Origin of the sequence: Methylocella silvestris, from assembly GCF_002891535.1 — a bacterium.
In the GTDB taxonomy this organism is placed as follows: Bacteria; Pseudomonadota; Alphaproteobacteria; order Rhizobiales; family Beijerinckiaceae; genus Methylocapsa; species Methylocapsa silvestris_A.
The window spans coordinates 1-18,478 of record NZ_PDZR01000023.1; the positions used below are offsets into that span (position 1 = coordinate 1).

Annotated in this window: 15 protein-coding genes, 1 tRNA gene and 1 pseudogene; 6 read left to right on the forward strand and 11 right to left on the reverse strand. The window is 63.3% G+C overall.

Translation table 11 applies throughout. From position 1 onward, the window contains the following. Window positions 1–806: pseudogene (locus tag CR492_RS16450) on the reverse strand (family 2A encapsulin nanocompartment cargo protein cysteine desulfurase); the annotation flags it as partial. Then, window positions 793–1,719 (reverse strand): family 2A encapsulin nanocompartment shell protein, encoded by a 927-nt coding sequence (locus CR492_RS16455; RefSeq protein ID WP_102844824.1) that lies wholly within the window; start codon window positions 1,717–1,719, stop codon window positions 793–795. The gene CR492_RS16455 and the pseudogene CR492_RS16450, both read right to left, overlap by 14 nt. Window positions 1,720–2,125: 406 nt before the next feature. Here CR492_RS16455 and CR492_RS16460 point away from each other — a divergent pair. Next, a tRNA-Pro gene (locus CR492_RS16460) sits at window positions 2,126–2,203 on the forward strand. A gap of 361 nt (window positions 2,204–2,564) precedes the next feature. Here CR492_RS16460 and CR492_RS16465 read toward each other — a convergent pair. The 3 genes from CR492_RS16465 to CR492_RS16475 form a co-directional block, all read right to left on the reverse strand. Further along, entirely contained in the window at window positions 2,565–2,828 is a 264-nt protein-coding gene (locus CR492_RS16465) for a hypothetical protein (RefSeq protein WP_146030305.1), read from the reverse strand. A gap of 384 nt (window positions 2,829–3,212) precedes the next feature. Continuing rightward, on the reverse strand, window positions 3,213–5,099 hold the full coding sequence (locus CR492_RS16470) for a hypothetical protein (RefSeq protein ID WP_102844826.1): 1,887 nt from the start codon (window positions 5,097–5,099) through the stop codon (window positions 3,213–3,215). 386 nt (window positions 5,100–5,485) lie between these two features. After that, complete coding sequence (locus CR492_RS16475) at window positions 5,486–5,830, reverse strand: HesB/IscA family protein (RefSeq protein ID WP_102844875.1); 345 nt, start codon at window positions 5,828–5,830, stop codon at window positions 5,486–5,488. Between the two features lie 129 nt (window positions 5,831–5,959). Between CR492_RS16475 and CR492_RS16480 the strand changes: the two genes are divergently transcribed. The 5 genes from CR492_RS16480 (at window position 5,960) to scpB (ending at window position 12,472) form a co-directional block, all read left to right on the forward strand. Then, a complete protein-coding gene (locus CR492_RS16480; protein WP_102844827.1) occupies window positions 5,960–7,177 on the forward strand; it encodes a deoxyguanosinetriphosphate triphosphohydrolase in 1,218 nt (405 codons plus the stop codon). Between the two features lie 144 nt (window positions 7,178–7,321). Next, window positions 7,322–9,094 carry an arginine--tRNA ligase gene (gene argS / locus CR492_RS16485; protein ID WP_102844828.1) on the forward strand — a complete coding sequence of 591 codons (1,773 nt, stop codon included), beginning with the start codon at window positions 7,322–7,324 and terminating at the stop codon, window positions 9,092–9,094. 299 nt (window positions 9,095–9,393) lie between these two features. Beyond that, entirely contained in the window at window positions 9,394–10,761 is a 1,368-nt protein-coding gene (locus CR492_RS16490; RefSeq protein WP_180982583.1) for an SPOR domain-containing protein, read from the forward strand. A gap of 146 nt (window positions 10,762–10,907) precedes the next feature. Further along, the gene (locus CR492_RS16495; protein ID WP_102844830.1) at window positions 10,908–11,702 is read left to right on the forward strand and encodes a segregation and condensation protein A; all 795 of its coding nucleotides are present in this window, start codon (window positions 10,908–10,910) and stop codon (window positions 11,700–11,702) included. Window positions 11,703–11,725: 23 nt separating this feature from the next. Then, a complete protein-coding gene (gene scpB, locus CR492_RS16500) occupies window positions 11,726–12,472 on the forward strand; it encodes an SMC-Scp complex subunit ScpB (RefSeq protein WP_245412135.1) in 747 nt (248 codons plus the stop codon). Between the two features lie 11 nt (window positions 12,473–12,483). On the opposite strand, the gene CR492_RS16505 is transcribed toward scpB, so the two are convergent. The 6 genes from CR492_RS16505 to trpD all read right to left on the reverse strand — a co-directional run bounded on the left by CR492_RS16505 (window position 12,484) and on the right by trpD (window position 18,471). Continuing rightward, entirely contained in the window at window positions 12,484–13,515 is a 1,032-nt protein-coding gene (locus CR492_RS16505) for a cysteine synthase A (RefSeq protein ID WP_102844832.1), read from the reverse strand. 193 nt (window positions 13,516–13,708) lie between these two features. Further along, window positions 13,709–14,410 carry an aquaporin Z gene (gene aqpZ / locus CR492_RS16510; protein ID WP_102844876.1) on the reverse strand — a complete coding sequence of 234 codons (702 nt, stop codon included), beginning with the start codon at window positions 14,408–14,410 and terminating at the stop codon, window positions 13,709–13,711. A 425-nt stretch (window positions 14,411–14,835) separates the two neighbouring features. Beyond that, window positions 14,836–16,068: a molybdopterin molybdotransferase MoeA gene (locus CR492_RS16515; protein ID WP_102844833.1), complete on the reverse strand. Its 1,233-nt coding sequence runs from the start codon at window positions 16,066–16,068 to the stop codon at window positions 14,836–14,838. 2 nt (window positions 16,069–16,070) lie between these two features. Next, window positions 16,071–16,598 (reverse strand): cyclic pyranopterin monophosphate synthase MoaC, encoded by a 528-nt coding sequence (moaC, locus tag CR492_RS16520; RefSeq protein WP_102844834.1) that lies wholly within the window; start codon window positions 16,596–16,598, stop codon window positions 16,071–16,073. Next, window positions 16,595–17,425 carry an indole-3-glycerol phosphate synthase TrpC gene (gene trpC, locus CR492_RS16525; protein ID WP_102844835.1) on the reverse strand — a complete coding sequence of 277 codons (831 nt, stop codon included), beginning with the start codon at window positions 17,423–17,425 and terminating at the stop codon, window positions 16,595–16,597. The genes moaC and trpC overlap by 4 nt, the downstream gene beginning before the upstream one ends. Then, window positions 17,422–18,471 (reverse strand): anthranilate phosphoribosyltransferase, encoded by a 1,050-nt coding sequence (trpD, locus tag CR492_RS16530; RefSeq protein WP_102844836.1) that lies wholly within the window; start codon window positions 18,469–18,471, stop codon window positions 17,422–17,424. The genes trpC and trpD overlap by 4 nt, the downstream gene beginning before the upstream one ends. Between the last annotated feature and the right edge of the window lie 7 nt (window positions 18,472–18,478).

Sequence of the window (18,478 nt, forward strand, 5' to 3'; positions counted from 1 at the left end):
GTGGGGGAGCTGCTTGCGGGGGCGTTCACGGCAGGAGCCGCCGTAGCCGCGGCGGCGGGAAGCGAGGCGTCCGGCGGGCCGCTAGAGCGCAGCGATCCCGTTTCCGGAAGCACCGGCGCATCGGACGGCTTTGCGCCGGAATGCGGAACGCCCTGCCGCGTCGCGCCGGCGTGGCTATCGCGCCCCTCAAGGAAATAGAGCGCCTCGCCGGGCAGAGAATCATCGTCAGCGGAATAACCGGCGCCGCCGAGCGCCGGATGGGTCAGGGATGTCGAGTCCGTCAACGCGCCGGGCAGGGCGGCGAGCTCCGCCTCGCTGGGGACGGCTTCCGATTGGCCGCCATATCCTGACGGCGCTGTCACGGAAGTAGCGGCCGGCGATCGGGGCTGCGAATAGGCCGCGGGGGCAAAAGCGAAGACCGTGGACGCGGCTGTCGGCAGCCCGATGTTGGGGGCCGACGCCGGCTGGCCGCCGGAAGGAAATCCGGGCGAAGATGCGAAGGCGGGGGAGACCGGAGCGTAGGGCGGCGCTCCGGCCTGTGCCGCAATATGCGAGGGCGCGACCGAGGCGAGCAGGGGATCGGGCTGCGGCGGAGCAGGTGGGAAGCGCGCTTCCGGCGCGCCCGTCGCGGGGACGTCGGCGGCGAGGGCCGGCTCTCCGGGAGAGGCCTTGAACAGAGCGTTGGCGAGGGCCGCGATCATCGCCGGATCCGGTACGGACGGCGCCGCGCCGCCCCATTGCGGCGCTGGCGATGCTGGAACAGGCGTCAGAGCCGCTGCCGCGGCGGCAGGCTCAGGCGTAGACATGATAGCGGTCGATCTCCACGCCTTCCAGAACGCCGAGGGCGTCCGGCGTCAGAATCGCCGACGAGCAGTAGAGCGAGATCAGATAGGAGGCGATCGCCTTGCGGTTGATGCCCATGAAACGCACCGAGAGGCTCGGCGCGACTTCGCCCGGAACGCCCGGCTGGAACAGGCCGACGACGCCTTGCTTGCGCTCGCCCGTGCGGAGAAGCAGAATCTTCGTCTTGCCGTCGACGAAGGGCAGCTTGTCGCTCGGCACGAGCGGCAGGCCGCGCCAGGTCAGAAACGCCGTGCCGAACAGATTGAGGGTTGGCGGGGGCACGCCGCGGCGCGTGCATTCGCGGCCAAAGGCCGCGATGGCCTTGGGATGAGCAAGAAAGAAGGCCGGCTCCTTCCAGACGAGCGCAATGAGTTCGTCGAGATCGTCCGGCGTCGGGGCGCCGCCGCGCACGCTGATTCGCATATTGGGCGCGGCGTTGGGGATCAGGCCGTATTCCGGATTGTTGATGAGTTCGCTTTCCTGCTTTTCTTTGACTTTTTCAATGAGCAGACGGAGTTGCTCCTGAATCTGGTCATAGGGCTGGTTGTAAAGGTCTGTGACGCGCGACTGGACATCGAGGATGGTCGTCACCGCGTTGAGGAAGTATTCGCGCGGGGCCGCATCGTAATCGACGAAGGTTTCGGGCAGATCGGTATCGCGCTCGCGGCTCGGGCTGCATTCGACGTCGCCCTCGCCGTCGGTTTCCTTGACCCGGTTCAAACGATAAATGCCGGCCTCGACTGGAACCCAGGGGAGAAAAGACACGAGCCACCGCGGCGTAATGCCGGACCATTGCGCTCTGGTCTTGGTGGCGTTGGCGAGTTGGCGCGCGGCGGGCTCGCTTAGCGTCCGGCGAACCTCGGTTTCATCAGCCATAGAAAATTCCTCCTGCTGCAACCGATGCGGCGTCGCGTTGCAAGCTGAACAGGCTGTAGCACCGCTTCAGGAGAATTTTGTTCTTTTTTGCATTATTGAATCTGAATATACGAATTCCAGCTTTTCAATAGTGTTATCGACTTACACTTTCGTTAGCATATATTTTTTATGGAGCTAATGTTGTTTTATTTTTGCGGCAGATACATCGCAATGTAAATTCTTTATCTAAGTTTAGCGCCAATTTTGCCTTTGCTTTCTTTGAAGAAAGCCCATTATCTGGCCGTCCGTGTTCGATGGTGGCCCACGGCGACGGGCGGACCTTGGCGGCAAGGCTTATTGGGTCGCCTGAAGACTGACCGATCAGGCGTTGCGCCGGCCGAGGGCTTTATCTATAAGACGCGGCAGTCGGAGTGTAGCGCAGCCCGGTTAGCGCACTAGTCTGGGGGACTAGGGGTCGTGGGTTCGAATCCCGCCACTCCGACCATCATATCAATAGTTTAGCGTCGAGTTGTCGCCGCTAACATCAACTGGGGCGCGCTCGGGCGCTTCCACCTTAAATTTCGGTCCCTTCCGCCCCTAAGACCGCCCGCACTTGCGCCCGATTGCCCGGGCGTTTATTTGCTCGCAGGACGCAATGTCGGCGCTCTGCCGCTGTTATGCAGTCCTCGAAGACCTCGAACCGGACGCTACCGCCAAAAGAGAGCAGGGCGCTCCTCAAAACATCCTGAGACGGGACCGTTGCGACGGCTCTCAAATCGGGAGCCTATCGGGCGACAAGGATCCATTTGGTCGGGTCGCGTTCCAACCGTCGAATTTTGAAAATCAAATTTGGTTCGATGGTCCGATCACCGCAGCAATGTCACAGAGGCTCTTTCTCCGTCCTCGTCCTTGTAGATGATTTCGTCGCCGCAAATCAGTACGTCCTCGGCCGGAAGCCACAGCCGCGTATCGACGGTGACGCCGCCCTCGACCTGATAGACATGGCCCGACTGCATCACCAGAATTTCCCCGCCGTCGGACACGGTCTCGAGCGTATCCTCATCACAAGCCGCGAAAGCTGGAGCGGCGAAGGCGACTGCGCTGAGGACGATGGCGGCTCGAGCTATCATAGCGTCATCTCCAAAGGGCTTCACAAATGGCGACCGCGCCACGCCGAGCTTCCCGCTCTGGGTGCACATCGACCGTCGCTCCGCCCCTCATCATCAGACTCCGTGCGGGGCTTCGGCGAGTTGCCGCCAGCGAGTTTCCTGCTGAAAGCGATCCCAGTCGACGACCGCCTCGCCCAAGCGCCCGGGCCGCGCTCACCTCATCGACGCCACTTCATCTCTCCGGTAAGGGCTGCTTTGCGCAGTCCGCTCCCGCTCCGCGAGGATAATCGCTTTCCGAAGCGGTGCGACGGTGCACTTGGCGTTCGCTTTGCGGACCTTCTCACCAAACAACGCCTCGGCGATCGTGAAGAGGGGGGTGATAATCCTTCGGCTTTGTGACGCGGATTAGCGGTTCGCGTAGGCGGTGATTTCGACCTTTTTCAAAAGCTCGGCGGGAGTTGCGACAAACTCCAGATCGGACACGCCGACGCCTTGCGATGAGAGCGCGATCAGATTGAAGCTTTTCGGATCGGCGATGAACTTGGCCAGCTCCGAGCCGACGAGGCGCAGCGCCGGCGCATTTCCCGCAAGAGCGGGCAACAACAGGCTCGCCTTCATCATATCGGCCTGCCGGACTTCATCGACGCTGAGACGCTGACTCTTGGCCTGCGCGGCCAGCGCCTTGTCGACGACGCCTTCATTGACGAGGGTCAAATCCACTTTCTTGACCAACACCCTGCGCGCGGCGGCCGCCGCGACCGCCTCATCATGCGAGGCGATCTCCGGCGTCACGTCGCCGAGCAGCGCGGACAGTTGGAGCGCGCCCATGTCCGCGCCCCGAAGCGAGAAGTCGCTGATCGCGAGTTCGCTCGAGGCCCGCGTCCAGACGGCGTTCAGCCGGCTTGTCAGATCGAGCTGCGAATAGCCCATGGCGACGAGATCGGGCAGGGGTCCGAGCTCGTCGAGCGCGGTTACAAAATGATCGATCGCGACGTTAAGTCCGATGCTCGCCGCCTCATTCGATTCGAAGCTTTTGACGCCGATGCGATCGACTTTGAAGGCGCCGCCTTTTCGCGCCGGTTCGTCTGCGGCGGCGGCGCGGTCGCTCGCGAGGGCCGTCAGCACGATCTCGTCAAATCTAGGCCGCAGATTTTTCTCAAGCAGGGTTTGGCCGTTTTCAGTGACGGTCAAGGGTTCGAGATTGAGCCCTCTGAGGCTGGCGCTATTTAATGAAATACGCCGGGGTCCCCGCTCGAACACAACACCCTCGAGGTCGAGGGCGTCGATGCGGCGCCCGTCAAGGCGAGCCAAAAGCGCCCGGGTCGCCGTAAAATGACCGGGCTCCTGGCCGTTATGTAGTTCCAGTTTGATGTCGGCGGCGGCAAGCTCGTTGATCTCAATCGCGTCGAGCCATTTCAGCGCGTCGGCCGTCGTCGGGTCGAGCTTGGCGGCGGCGCCAGGGGCGGACGCAGTCTTGGCCGGTGGTCTCGCGAGGACGCTGGCGAGGGTGATTGTCTTCAGGTCCAGCCCGAACTGCGCGTTCTCGACATGGGCGCCGTCGATGGCGAGCGAATTATAGAGCGGAAGCTTTTCCGTCGGCTGATCTTGCGTCTCGCTGACCATTCGCGCCGAAAGCCCGAGATCCAGATCCTTGAGGCCGATGCGGCCGTAAGCGCCTTTGACCTCGCCGGTCTTCGGATCCGACAAGGAAAAACTTGCGCCACTGGCGGCGACGTCCGCCGCCTTGCCGTCCTTGACGCCGCTGAGGACGACGTCGCGATAGGTGAAAGTCTGCGTCATCGCCCCGATGCGCGACTCGATCGTCAATTCGGGCATGGTGATCGTCGCGGCAGAAAGCGTCGCGAATCGGTCGGCGGCAGATTGCTTCTCACTGGAATCGAACAGCTTCAGAAGCTCGGCGCTGGAAATCGACGCGCCGGTGAGATCGATTTGCTTGATCTTATAGGTCGAAGAACCCGTGACGATTGTGACGTCCGTCGCGCTGGCGGAGCCTGTCGCGGCGAAGGCGACGGGGATCAGCGTCCAACCAGGCGTGGCGGCGACTTTAATTGCTCCGGCGTGAAACGACAGGCCGTGACCTCGCCAGTCGACGCTGCCAAAGCGAATTTCACCCCGCCACGGCTCGCTGGCGACGCTCTCGATTCCGAGGCTCGGGTTTGCGACAAGAGTCGCGGCGACCGCCCCGTCGAGCGCATGGCGCTCGCCGACATCAACCAGAATCGCTGCGAAACCGGCAAGACCGGCGGCGGCAAGGAAAGGCTGCAGCTTCATAACGCCTCGCAGTTTGCAATGATCGGGTTGCGCAGGAAGATATGTGGATCATGACAATTTTGGACAACAACGATCCAAAATCATGAAAGTGATTTATTTCAAATATTTAGAGCATCATGTCGGTCCGAAAAGCCTGCATCTTTTCGGCGTCGCGATGTGTGGCGAGGGCATTGCCCGAGGGGGTTCCTCTTTGCGGCGAGCCTAACTCCAGGCGAAAGCGCATCTTGCGGCGCCCGCGAGCCGCCTTCAGCCGAAGGGATTATCGAAATGACAAGGACGTTATAAGGCGCGTCAGCCCGATAGCGCGCCTCGGCGAAAAACCCGGTTGACGCGGAATCGTTTCAGTTCTTGCAGATCAGATCGATCAAAATTTGATCGGAACAGCCCTAGACCGCGAAGCTCGACCCGCAGCCACAGGAAGCGGTCGCGGCGGGATTTTCGATCTTGAACATCCGTCCCATCAGATTATTGATGAAATCAATCCGGCAGCCGCGCAAAATCTCCAGCGAGACCGGATCGATCAGCACAAGGGCGCCGTCGCGTTCAAGCACGAGATCCTCGTCGTCGCGCTGCGTCTCGATCTTGTAGGTATAGGTAAAGCCCGAACATCCGCCGCCATCAACGCCGATGCGCAGGAACGAGCCTTCCGGTTCGGTCTTGAGGATCTCGGAAATCCGCAGCGCGGCGTTTTCGGACATTTCGACGGGCGCGTCGACAGCGGTTTCGCTCATGATCAACCTCAAACAGCTTGGACGGATTGGGCGCCAGCGCGCCGCATGCTTGCCTCTCGGCTGAATAAAGAACATAGGTCGCCGCGTTCATAACTGCAACGAGCTTAGTCGCTGCGCGATCGGGCCCTTATGCCAACTTCACCCTTTCGCCCCGTCCGCGCCGCTTATGCGGCCGACGCCGACGCCAGCCGCGGGCGGCTGTTCGGCGAACCCGAATCTCCGTCCCGGACGGAGTTCCAGCGCGACCGCGATCGCATCATCCATTCGACCGCGTTCCGGCGTCTGGCGCATAAAACGCAGGTTTTCATTCCTCATGAGGGCGATCATTACCGCACGCGCCTCACGCATTCCCTCGAAGTCGCCCAGATCGCGCGGGCGCTGGCGCGCGCGCTTGGCCTTGACGACGATCTCGCCGAAGCGATCGCGCTTGCGCATGATCTTGGCCATCCGCCGTTCGGCCATGCCGGCGAAGACGCCCTTCACGTGATGATGGCGCCCTATGGCGGCTTCGACCACAACGCGCAAACGCTGCGGATCGTCACCAAGCTGGAGCGACGCTATGCCGCATTCGACGGGCTCAATCTGACTTTCGAAACGCTCGAAGGCCTCGTCAAACACAATGGCCCGCTGCGTCTGCCTGATGGTTCGCCAACGCCGCGATTTGCGAAATCGGGCGTTCCTGCCGCGATCCTTGAATTCGACGCGCTTTTTAATCTCGATCTCGCCCACTTCGCCAGCGCCGAGGCTCAAGCGGCGGCCATTGCCGACGACATCGCCTATAACGCCCATGACATCGACGATGGCCTGCGCGCCGGACTGATCGACGTCGCCGATATTGCGCAGGCCCCCTTTCTCGGCGATCTCGCCGCTGAAGTCGCGGCGCTGCGCCCCGGCCTCGAACCGGCGCGCTTCGTTCACGAGCTGGTGCGCCGCCTGATCACGCGTTTCATCGAGGACGCGATCGACGAAAGCAGGCTGCGCCTCGGAGCGGCCGGCGTCGCCAGCGCCGAAGATATCCGCGACGGCGCAGCGCCGATGGTCGCCTTCTCGCCGGCGATGACGCGGCTGGAGGCGGAGATCAAGCAGTTCCTTCTGCATATCCTCTATCGGCGCGAGCCGCTCAATCGCATCCGCGCGCAGGCGGCGGAGGTGATCTTCAATCTGTTTCCGCATTTTTTCGCAAAGCCGACAAGCATGCCGACGGATTGGGCGGCGGCGGCGCAAGCGGCGGGCGGCGACGACACGCGCCGCGCGCGGGTCATCTGCGATTACATTGCTGGCATGACCGACCGTTACGTGCTGCAGGAGCACCGCCGCATTTTCGGCGCGGCGCCGGAGCTGCGCTAGGTCCATTCGCTGAGCGTCAAGGGTGCTTTTTCTCGGGATATCGCGCCTTGCAAGCTTATCCGATAAAAGCCAATCGGACTGCCGCTCCCGTCGCAAGCTTTTGCCGTGGAGCTGGCGAATATTGCGGGATGAAGAACCAAAGCCATGAACATTTACGCCGATTTCCATCATCGCATCGCCGCAATCCTTGAGACCATCGTCGCCTCGGGACGCCTGCCGGCGGAGCTTGACCTTAATCGCTTCGTCGTCGAGCCGCCGCGCGACCCCTCGCATGGCGATCTCGCGGCCAACGCCGCCATGGTCTATGCGAAAGAGGCGAAGGCGTCCTTCTCCAATCCGCGCCAGCTCGCAAGCGAAATCGCCTTCGCGCTGGCGGAGGACCAGGACGTCGCGAGCGCCGAAGTCGCGGGACCGGGCTTCATCAATATTTTGCTTAAGCCCGAAGTGTTCGGCCGCATCCTGCGGCGAGCGCTCGAACTTGGCGCCGATTTCGGCAAGGGCGCGGCCAAAGCCGCCGGCAAGGTCAATGTCGAATATGTTTCGGCCAATCCGACCGGCCCGATGCATGTCGGTCACGGGCGCGGGGCGGTTTTCGGCGACGCGCTGGCGAATCTTCTGGAATTTTCCGGGGCCGACGTCACGCGCGAGTATTATATCAACGACGCCGGCGCGCAGGTGGATGTTCTCGCCCGCTCGGCCCACTTGCGTTATCGCGAGGCGCTCGGCGAAGCCATCGGCGACATTCCCGAGGGACTTTATCCTGGCGACTATCTGAAAAGCGTCGGCGCGACATTGGCCGCGCGCTTTGGCGACAGCCTGCTCGAGCGCCCCGAAACCGAGTGGATCGAGCAGGCGCGGGCGGCGGCGATCGAGGGCATGATGGCGATGATCCGCGACGATCTCGCCGCGCTCGACATCACCCACGCGATTTTCTTTTCGGAGCGTTCGCTGACCCGCGGCGAGGCGGGCGATCAAGTCGCTGCGGCGATCGCCGCGTTGCGCGCCGACGGGCTCGTCTACGAGGGCCGTCTGCCGCCGCCGAAGGGGCAGCCGGCGGAGGATTGGGAGGACCGCGAGCAGACCCTGTTCCGCTCGACCGCCTTCGGCGACGACGTCGACCGGCCATTGCTGAAGTCAGACGGCGGCTATACCTATTTCGCCTCGGACATCGCCTATCACAAGACGAAGATCGATCGCGGCTTCGCGCTGCTGATCGACGTCTGGGGCGCGGATCATGGCGGCTATGTCAGCCGGATGCGCGCCGCCGTCGAAGCTTTATCGCACGGGCGGGCGAGCCTCGACGTCAAGCTGTGTCAGCTCGTCAAGCTCATGCGCGCCGGCGAGCCGGTGAAGATGTCGAAGCGCTCGGGTGATTTCGTCACCTTGCGCGAAGTCGTCGACGAAGTGGGGCGCGACGCCGTCCGCTTCATGATGCTGTTTCGCAAGAATGACGCGCCGCTGGAATTCGATCTCGCCAAAGTTATCGAGCAATCGAAAGATAATCCGGTGTTCTACGTCCAATATGCGCATGCGCGCGCCAGATCGGTGTTGCGACAGGCCCATGTCAGCATTCCCGAGCATAGGCTCACGACGGCCGCCTTCGAAGAGGCCGATCTCGGGCTTTTGGTCGACCCGGGCGAGCTTCATCTGATCAAGCTAGTCGCGCAATTTCCCCGTGTAATCGAGGCGGCGGCCGGCGCCCATGAGCCGCATCGTCTCGCTTTTTATTTGCACGAACTGGCGTCCGCCTTGCACGGGCATTGGACTCGCGGCAAAGATCAGCCACAATTACGATTTCTTAATGAAGAAATGCCAAATCTAACCATTGCAAGGCTTGCTTTGGTAAAGGTATTGGCGGGGGTATTGTCTGCTGGCCTTGGAGTTTTGGGGGTCAGCGCTCCAGACGAGATGCGCTAGAGCCTATTCTGGCCGGGTCGGCAGCATCCCGCCGACCTTGCTAGGCTCAAGGTTTCGACTTCGGCGTGAATTCTAGACCGCTGCAGGTTCATCTCAGGGAGAACGCTAGCCGGGCAAAGTCGTGTAGATGGCGTCGACGCGCGGACTATTGCATTCAAGACACCAGGATCCGCGCCGGCAGAGTTGGTAAAGACGGGTTCGCCCCCGCGGGGCGACCCACAGTAAGCGTATCGAACGCGGGCATGTTTTGTCCCGCGCTCTGTCCGCTTGCAGAGTGGCGGCGGGAGGGTAGGATGAGTATGCGTGAGACTGTTGCTAAGCGGCGCCCGATGATCGACCTCGAGCAATTCGAGAAGCGCCTGCGCCAGACGAACCCTCCAAGCCGGACCGACGATGATCCGCTTGCCGAACTCGCGCGCTTTGCCGGCGATCGGGATGATCCCTACAAGGCGGTTTTCGAGCATAAAGCCGCCCGCCCCACGATCGAGGATCGTGATGCGCAGGGCGGCTATGAGACGCAAGCCGAGCATGACTCATGGCCGCAGGCGGAGCCGGATCCCTTCGACCCCCGTCACCCCTATGCCAGCGCCGCCTATGCCCCAGAGAGCGGAGACTTTCCGCATCCGGGCGAGCGCCAGCGCGACCGGGACGAAGGAATTTCCAATTATTCGGCGCCCTTCGACCAGACGCAGGAATGGCGCTATCAAGAAGAAGCGCCTTACGCCGCTCCGGACTATGAGGCGGAGCCACGGTCGCGGCGCCCGCTCTATATCATGGCCGCCATCATCATCGCCGGCATAGGCGGGATCGGCGCGACCTTCGCCCTCAAGGGCGGATCGTCGTCCCATACGATCGCCTCCATCAAGGCCGTTGACGGGCCAGTCAAGGTCCAGCCGGAAACGACCGGAGGCGTCGACTCGCCGAACCAGAACGCCTCGATCCTCGACCGGACGCCCCAAGCCTCTCCGGTCGCCGTCGCCGATGGATCCGAGCAGCCGGTGGACCTCTCCCGGATGCCCGACCGCGCGCCGCGCGTCATCGCCATGAACGGGTCCGGTTCGGGCGCGGCCAGCGTCGCCGCGCCGCCGCCGCCGGGACGGGCGCAAGCCCCACAAGGGGGCGAGGAACGCAGCATCGCCAATCTGATCGAGCCCAAGAGAGTCAAGACGGTGTCGGTGCGGCCGGACGGCAGCGTGATCGCCAATGATCCCATCGCCGCGGCCGCCGCAGCGCCGGCTCCAGAGCATCACTCGGCTACGGTCGCCGCCAAACCGGCGACGCCGAAAACGACCACGCGCGCCGCGACGACGCCGAAACCGGCCGCGCCCGGCGACGTCGCCATCAATGCGGCGGCCAAGCCGGCGGGCAAGGCGCGGGCGATCGAGGTCGCCAGCGCCGATGCGCAGGCGGCGCCCGCAGCCGGCGGCGGCTATGCCGCCCAACTGGCGGCGCCGACCTCCGAGGCCGAGGCGCGCGATATCCAGGGCAAGCTGATCAAGAAATATGGCGCGCAGATCGCCGGCTTCCATCCTTCGATCCGCAAGGCGGTGAGCGGCGACAAGACGGTCTATCGCGTCCGCTCCGTCGGGCTTTCGAAGGAGGACGCGACGAGCCTCTGCCAGAAAGTGCAGGGCGCGGGCGGGGCCTGCTTCGTCGCCAAGAACTGATTACAGCGACGGTGCGCCCATCGGCGTTCCTCATGCGAGACGAGCGTGCTGTGGACAGAATGAGCTGAACGGCAAGGCGTGTTGCGGCGTCGGTTCAATCCGGTCAATCTAATTGACTTGATCGAATCATCGAACGGGGCGGCCTTTTGGATTTTGATTTCGACCCAAAACCGGACGAAGGAGACGAGGAGCGCTCCTTCGTCGTTGACGTCGAAGGGTTCGAGGGGCCGCTCGATCTCCTCCTTGATCTCGCGCGCCGCCAAAAGGTCGATCTTGAAAAGATTTCCGTGCTGGCGCTCGCCGAGCAATATCTAGAATTTGTCGAGGCCGCCCGAAGCCTCCGCCTTGAGCTGGCGGCGGATTATCTCGTCATGGCGGCCTGGCTCGCCTATCTGAAGTCTCGGCTTTTGCTGCCGCGCGCGGATAAGGGCGAAGAACCGGAAGTCGAAGAGTTGGCCGAGGCGCTGCAGCTGCGACTGCGGCGCCTCGATGCGATCCGCGCCGCCGCCGAGGCTCTCGTCGCGCGCCCGCGGATGGGCCGCGACGTGTTTTCGCGCGGGCGTCCGGAACTCGTCGATCCCGACGGCGCGCCGCGATGGCAGGCGAGCCTCTTTGATCTCCTCGCCGCTTATGCGCAGCGCCGCCAGAAACACGCGCTGACGCGCGTGACCCTGAAGCAGCGCTTCGTCTGGTCGCTGGCGCAGGCGCGCGAGGAGCTTGAAAAGCTGATTGGACGCGCGCTCGACTGGACCGATCTCGACGTTTTCCTGATCGAATTTTGCACAACGCCGGAAACGCGGCGGACGATCCGCGCCTCGACCTTGTCCGCTTCGCTCGAAATGGCGCGGGAGGGCTCGATCCTGCTCCGTCAGGACGCGCCCTTCGCGCCGCTGTGGATCAAGACGCTGGCGCCTGACGCCGGACCGCAATCGACGCCATGACGGGAAGGGATCTACAAACGCAGATGGGAGACATCGCAAGACTCTTCCAGACCGAGGCCGCGGCGGAGCCGGATCCGTCCGCGTCGGCCAATGCGCAGCTCGTCGAAGCGATGCGGATCGCCGAGGCGATGATTTTCGCAAGCCCGGAGCCGCTCGCCGAGCAGGAGATCGAAAAGCGCCTGCCGCGCGGCGTGGCGATCGCCTCCGTTCTCGATCACCTGAAAGCGAGCTACAGCGCGCGCGGCGTCAACCTCGTGCGCGTCGGCGGCAAATGGATGTTTCGCACGGCGACCGATCTTGCCTGGCTGCTCGCCGGCGGCGAAGGCGAGCAGAAGAAGATGTCGCGCGCCGCGCTGGAGACGCTGGCGATCATCGCCTACCACCAGCCGGTGACGCGCGCCGAGATCGAAGACATTCGCGGCGTCGCCATCTCAAAGGGGACGCTCGACGTGTTGCTGGAAACGGGCTGGGTCCGGCTGCGCGGGCGCCGGCGCGCGCCGGGACGTCCGCTGACCTATGGCACGACGCAGGAGTTTTTGATCCACTTCGGGTTAGAAGCCGTCGGCGACCTGCCAGGGCTTGAAGAATTGAAGGGCGCCGGCCTGTTTGACGGGCGGCTGCCGTCGAGCTTTTCCATCCCGCAGCCAAGCGACGACGACGCCCTTGCCGCCGATGAGGATCCGCTGGAGGATGATGCGGACGCGGCGGACGCTGAGGAGGAGGCGGCTGAGCCGGATCCGGCCGGATCGCACCAGCCAATCGATGACTGACGCGCGTCCCCTCAAAGAAAATCCGGCTTGATCTGCAATGGGCGTTCCAGCCAGCCGGGCGTCGGCAAATTTTTGGAGCGTAGAAACTGCGGGTTGAACAACTTCGACTGATAGCGCGCGCCTGAATCGCACAGGATTGTCACGATGGTGTGGCCGGGGCCGAGCTCCCGCGCCAGCCGTATCGCGCCCGCGACATTCACGCCGGACGAACCGCCCAGCAGCAAACCCTCGTTCTCGGCGAGGTCGAACACCAGACGCACCGACTCCTCATCGCCAATCTGATAGGCGAAATCGATGGGCGCGCCTTCGAGATTGGCGGTGATGCGGCCTTGACCGATCCCCTCGGTGATCGACGAACCGGAGGATTTAAGCTCTCCGGTTGTATAATAGGAATAAAGCGCCGCGCCTGGCGGATCGGCGAGCGCGATCTTAACGCCGGGATTCCTGGCCTTCAGCGCCATGCCGACGCCGGCCAAGGTCCCCCCGGTGCCGACTGCGCTGACGAAACCGTCGATTCGCCCCTCCGTCTGCGCAAAAATTTCCGGCCCCGTGGTCTCGAAGTGCCCGTGGCGATTGGCGATATTGTCGAACTGATTGGCCCAGATGGCGCCTGCGGGGTTTTCCTTGGCAAGCCGTTCGGCGAGGCGGCCGGAGAGTTTCACGTAATTGTTCGGGTCGGCGTAGGGAACTGCCGGAACCTCGATGAGCGCTGCGCCCTGCAGCCGCAGCAGATCCTTCTTTTCCTGGCTCTGCGTATCGGGAATGACGATCACGGTCTTGTAGCCGAGCGCGTTGGCGACGAGGGCGAGGCCGATGCCGGTATTGCCCGCCGTGCCTTCAACAATCAGTCCGCCCGGCTGCAGCGCGCCGCGTGCAACCGCATCCGTTACGATCGCCAGCGCGGCGCGATCCTTGACCGAGCCGCCTGGGTTTTGAAACTCCGCTTTGCCCAGAATCAGGCACCCTGTCTCTTCCGACGCGTGCCGCAATTTGATGAGCGGCGTGTCGCCGATCGCCTCAATGACCGATTTTGCAAATGCCATTTTGCCTGATGTCTCGCTCTTACAAAATCGCGCGAATTAGCCTGAGCCGGCCGCAGATAAATCCATTAAAATCATAAACTGAGGCAAGCTTGGCTGTCGAGCATTGTCGGCCGCCTTGTAGCTTTTCAATGTAAAAAAGCCTGCCGGGCCAGAGGCGCGGCAGGCTCAGAAGATCAGCGGATTGCGCCTCCGCTCAAGCAGCGGGCTTGTACAGCACCCGGGAGACGATTCCGGCCAAAACGGCGCCGGCGATCGGCGCGGCCCAGAACAGCCACAACTGTGAAATATATTCGCCGCCGGCAAACAGGGCCGGGCCGGTGCTGCGCGCGGGGTTCACCGAAGTATTGGTGACGGGGATGGAAATCAGATGGATCAGCGTCAGGGTGAAGCCGATGGCGATGCCGGCGAAGCCGGCCGGCGCCGCCGGCGAGGTCGCGCCATGAATAATCAAGAGGAAGAAGAAGGTGAGCAGCACCTCGATGACGAGACAGGCCAACAGCGAATAATGGCCCGGGCTCAAGGCGCCATAGCCATTTGAGGCGAAGCCGCCGAGCTTGAACTCCGGGTGGCCGCTTGCGACGACATAGAGGACCGCGGCGGCGGCGATCGCGCCCGCGACCTGCACGACAATATAGGGCACGACGTAATTCGCGGTAATCCGGTCGCCAGCCCAAAGACCAACGGTCACCGCCGGATTAAAATGTCCGCCCGAGATCGGGCCGACGGCGTAAACCATCGTCAGGACCGTCAGGCCGAAAGCCAGCGCAACGCCGGCGAAGCCGATTCCAAGTTGCGGAAACGCCGCGGCAAGCACAGCGCTTCCGCAACCCCCGAAGGTCAGCCAAAATGTGCCCAGAAATTCGGCCATCAGCCGTTGAGACATCGAAAAATTCATGATCCCACCCCAATCATCCAAGTTCTCTGTTACAGCGGCCGTCTTCGTCGGCGCTCATTCTTCTCTCGCCCGCACCTCGAAGCCAATGCCCCTTGTGTTTCGAAGCTGCAATGTTGGGAGACGTCCCGACGTGATTGACCAACCCTCGTTCACAACAGCCGCAAGCCAGGAAACCTTGCTTGACGGCGCTAAGTCTAGACTGGGAACGGCGCACGGCTAAATGGCCCGCGCAGAAGCCGAAGACTTGAAGAGTTTGCAGGCCCAAGGATTGATAATGCGTTGCTTCGGTTGAAACTAAAACCGTCTATAGTTGGATAATACTGACTCGGGGCGTTGAGCGGGACTCAATTGGTCAGAGGCAATGCGGTTTGTCAAATGCCAGCGGTTCAAAATTCGGCAGCATCAAGCCAATGCATTGCTGTCGCTTAACTAAAGCCGGGCATACGCAAAATCCGACACGGCGCGCGGGCTTCCGCGGCTGGGGCATGCGAGGGACGAATCACAAGACATTCGGCTCGGGCAAGCACGCTGAGCAGCGATGAATCCTGCGCGTCGAATGGCGTCGCGACGGGCATGCCGTCGCCATCGCGCGCCAATGTCGCGCGCATAAAATCCTGTCTCGCGTCATTGGCCCGAACCGGTGCGCCAAGCCGCGCGGCTTCGCTTGAGTCTTTTGCTGCCGATGGATCGCCCGAAAGCGCGCGGACCAGCGGGCATAGAAAAAGGATCGCGCAAACCGTCGCCGACACCGGATTGCCGGGCAGTCCGACAACCGCCGTAGCGCCAAGCCTCCCATGCACCAGCGGAGCGCCGGGCCGCAGCAGAATGCGCCAGAAATCAAGCTCCATGCCGCGCTTGAGAAGCGCAGGCCGGACCAGATCGTGATCGCCGACCGAGGCGCCGCCGCTCGTCACCAGCACATCGCATTCAGCGTCGAGAGCGACGCCAATTGCGTGTTCGGTGGCGGCGAGATCGTCGCGGACGATGCCGAAATCGACCGGCTCGCCGCCGGCCCATTCGACTAAGGCGGACACGGTGAAACCGTTGGAGGCGACGATCTCATCGACGCCGACGGCTGCGCCGGGAGCCACGAGTTCGTCGCCGGTCGCAAGAATGCCGACGCGGGGACGCCGCGCGACGAGCAACTCGGCATGATTCATCGCCGCCGCGAGCGCGATCGCTCCCGGGCCAAGACGCGTTCCTGCCTTCAGCAACGTCGCGCCTTCGATAAAATCGAGCCCCGCCTTCCGAACATAGAGGCCGGGCGGGACGCCGCGAAGCGGTTCGATCAGCCCATCGACGACGCGCGCGTTTTCCTGGATGAGAATGGCGTCGGCGCCGTCCGGAACCCGCGCGCCGGTAAAGATCCGCGCCGTCTCCATCGGTCCGACCTTTCCCGCGAAAGCATGCCCGGCGGCGCTCTCGCCGATCTGCTTCAACCTGGCGGGCAAGCTTGAAAGATCGGCGGCGCGGACGGCGTAGCCATCCATGGCGGAAACGGGGTAGGGCGGCTGTGTCCTGCCTGCAGCGAGGTCCGCGGCAAGGGTGCGGCCGAGCGCCCTTGCGAGCGGGATCATCTCGCGTGGACGATCCGGGGAAACGCCTGCGAGGATGCGCGCCTTCGCCTCATCAACCGTCAGGGACGAGCGCCCGCTCATGGTCAGGGGCCCTTGACTTCGGAAGGCTTGGCCGGCTCGGCGTCGTCACGACGCCATTCGCCCGATTTTCCGCCGGTCTTCTGCAAAAGTTGGATCGCCTCGATCCGCATGCCCCGGTCGACCGCCTTCAGCATGTCGTAGAGGGTCAGGCAGGCGACGGAGACGGCCGTCAGCGCCTCCATCTCGACGCCGGTCTGCCCCAGCGCCTTCGCGCTGGCGCGCACGATGACGCCCGGCAGACTGGCGTCGGCTTCGAGATCGACGCCGACCTTCGTGAGCTGCAGCGGATGGCAGAGCGGAATGAGCTCATGGGCCTTCTTGGCCGCCATGATGCCGGCGATCCGCGCCGCGCCGAAAACATCGCCCTTGCTGGCGTTGCCCGACAGTGCAAGCGCGAGCGTCTCCGCGCGCATGACAATGCGGCCGGAGGCGATGGCGACGCGCTCGGTCGCCGCTTTGGCGGAGACGTCCACCATCACCGCTTCGCCGCCCGAGGTAAGATGCGTGAGGCCCGATTTGGCGACAGTCATAATCCGTGCGCGTGCTTGCCGTAGAGGGGCGGCAATTTGCCGATGAGCAGATCCTTGGTCGCCGCCTCGACGTCTTTCTGGCGCATCAGGCTTTCTCCGACGAGAAATGTCGAAACGCCATGCGCCTTGAGGCGCAGACAATCCTGATGCGAGACTATTCCGCTTTCGCTGACGGCGATGCGATCAGACGGAATTTTCTCAGCCAGCCGTTCGGTCAGTTCGAGGCTCGTCTCGAAGGTTCGCAAATCCCGGTTGTTGACGCCGACGAGTCGCGTCTCGAGCCGCAGCGCGCGGGTGAGTTCGGCCTCGTCATGCACCTCGACGAGAATGTCCATGGCAAGATCATGCGCCGCCCGCGTCAGCTGGCCCGCCTCCTCGTCATCGACGCAAGCCATGATGATCAGGACGCAATCCGCGCCATTCGCCCTTGCTTCATAGACCTGATAAGGATCGAACAGGAAGTCCTTGCGAAGACATGGTAAATTCGTTGCAGCGCGAGCTGCCTCAAGGAAGCTAAGATCGCCCTGGAACGAGGGGCCGTCGGTCAGCACGGAGAGGCAGGCTGCGCCGCCTTCGTCATAGGCGCGCGCCAACGCCGGCGGATCGAAATCGGCCCGGATCAGACCTTTGGACGGGCTCGCCTTCTTGATCTCGGCAATCAGGGCAAGCTGATTGACCGCGTGTTTTGCCTCGATCGCCTTGACGAAGCCGCGCGGCGGATCGTGGTCATGCGCCTTACGCTCGAGCGTCTCGAATGGCATTCGCACTTTGGCCTGCGCAATCTCGCGGCGCTTGTAGAGCGCAATGCTCTTTAAGATATCGGTCATGGACAAGATCCTGCGGCGACGGCGGGAAGGCTCGCCCGGTTCGAAGCTTCAACGAGTTTCAACAGGGTAGACGCTGCGCGGCCGTCGTCAATGGCGGCTGCCGCCAGCCTTGCGCCCTCGCGGAGATCGCCCGCGCGGCCGGCGACGATGAGCGCCGCGGCGGCGTTTAGGACAGCGATGTCACGATAAGGCGATTTTCGCCCCTCGAGCACGGCTTTCAGGGCGGAGGCGTTGAAGGCTGGAGAGCCGCCCTTGAGGTCCGCAAGCGCCGCGCGCTTGAGACCGGCGTCTTCCGGTGTGATGTCGAATGAGCGAATCGCGCCATTCTCCAGCGCGACCACATGCGTCGGACCGGTGGTCGTCGCCTCGTCGAGCCCGTCGGCGCCGTGAACCAGCCAGACGCGAGTCGAGCCAAGCGCGCGCAGCGCCTCCGCCAGCGGCTCCAGCAATTCTTTCGCATAGACGCCGAGCAGCTGATATTTGACGCCGGCCGGATTTGCGAGCGGGCCAAGGATATTGAAGATGGTCCGCGTTCCTAGCTCCGTGCGCGCCGCAGCCACATGGCGCATCGCCGCATGATGGGCCTGAGCGCTCATGAAAGCGACCCCGGCGGCGCCAAGACAGGCCTCGACCTCGGGTGCGCCAAGACCGATTTTAACGCCAAGCGCCGACAGCACGTCGCTCGCGCCCGACTGCGACGAGGCGGCGCGGTTGCCATGCTTCGCCACCGGAACGCCGCAAGCGGAAACGATCAGCGCGGCGAGGGTCGAGACATTATAGGTCGAATGCCCATCGCCTCCCGTGCCGACGATATCCATCGCGTCGGCAGGCGCTTCGATCCGAAGCATCCGCGCGCGCATGGCGGCGACTGCGCCGACGATCTCCGCGATCGTCTCGCCGCGAACCCGCAGCGCCATCAAGAAGCCGCCGAGCTGGGCCGGCGTCGCCGCCCCCTCGAAAATAAGGTCGAACGCCTGCGTCGCCTCCGCCTGCGTCAGGCTGGCGCCCGTCGCAAGTTTGGCGATCAACGGTTTCATGGCGTCCAATATTCAA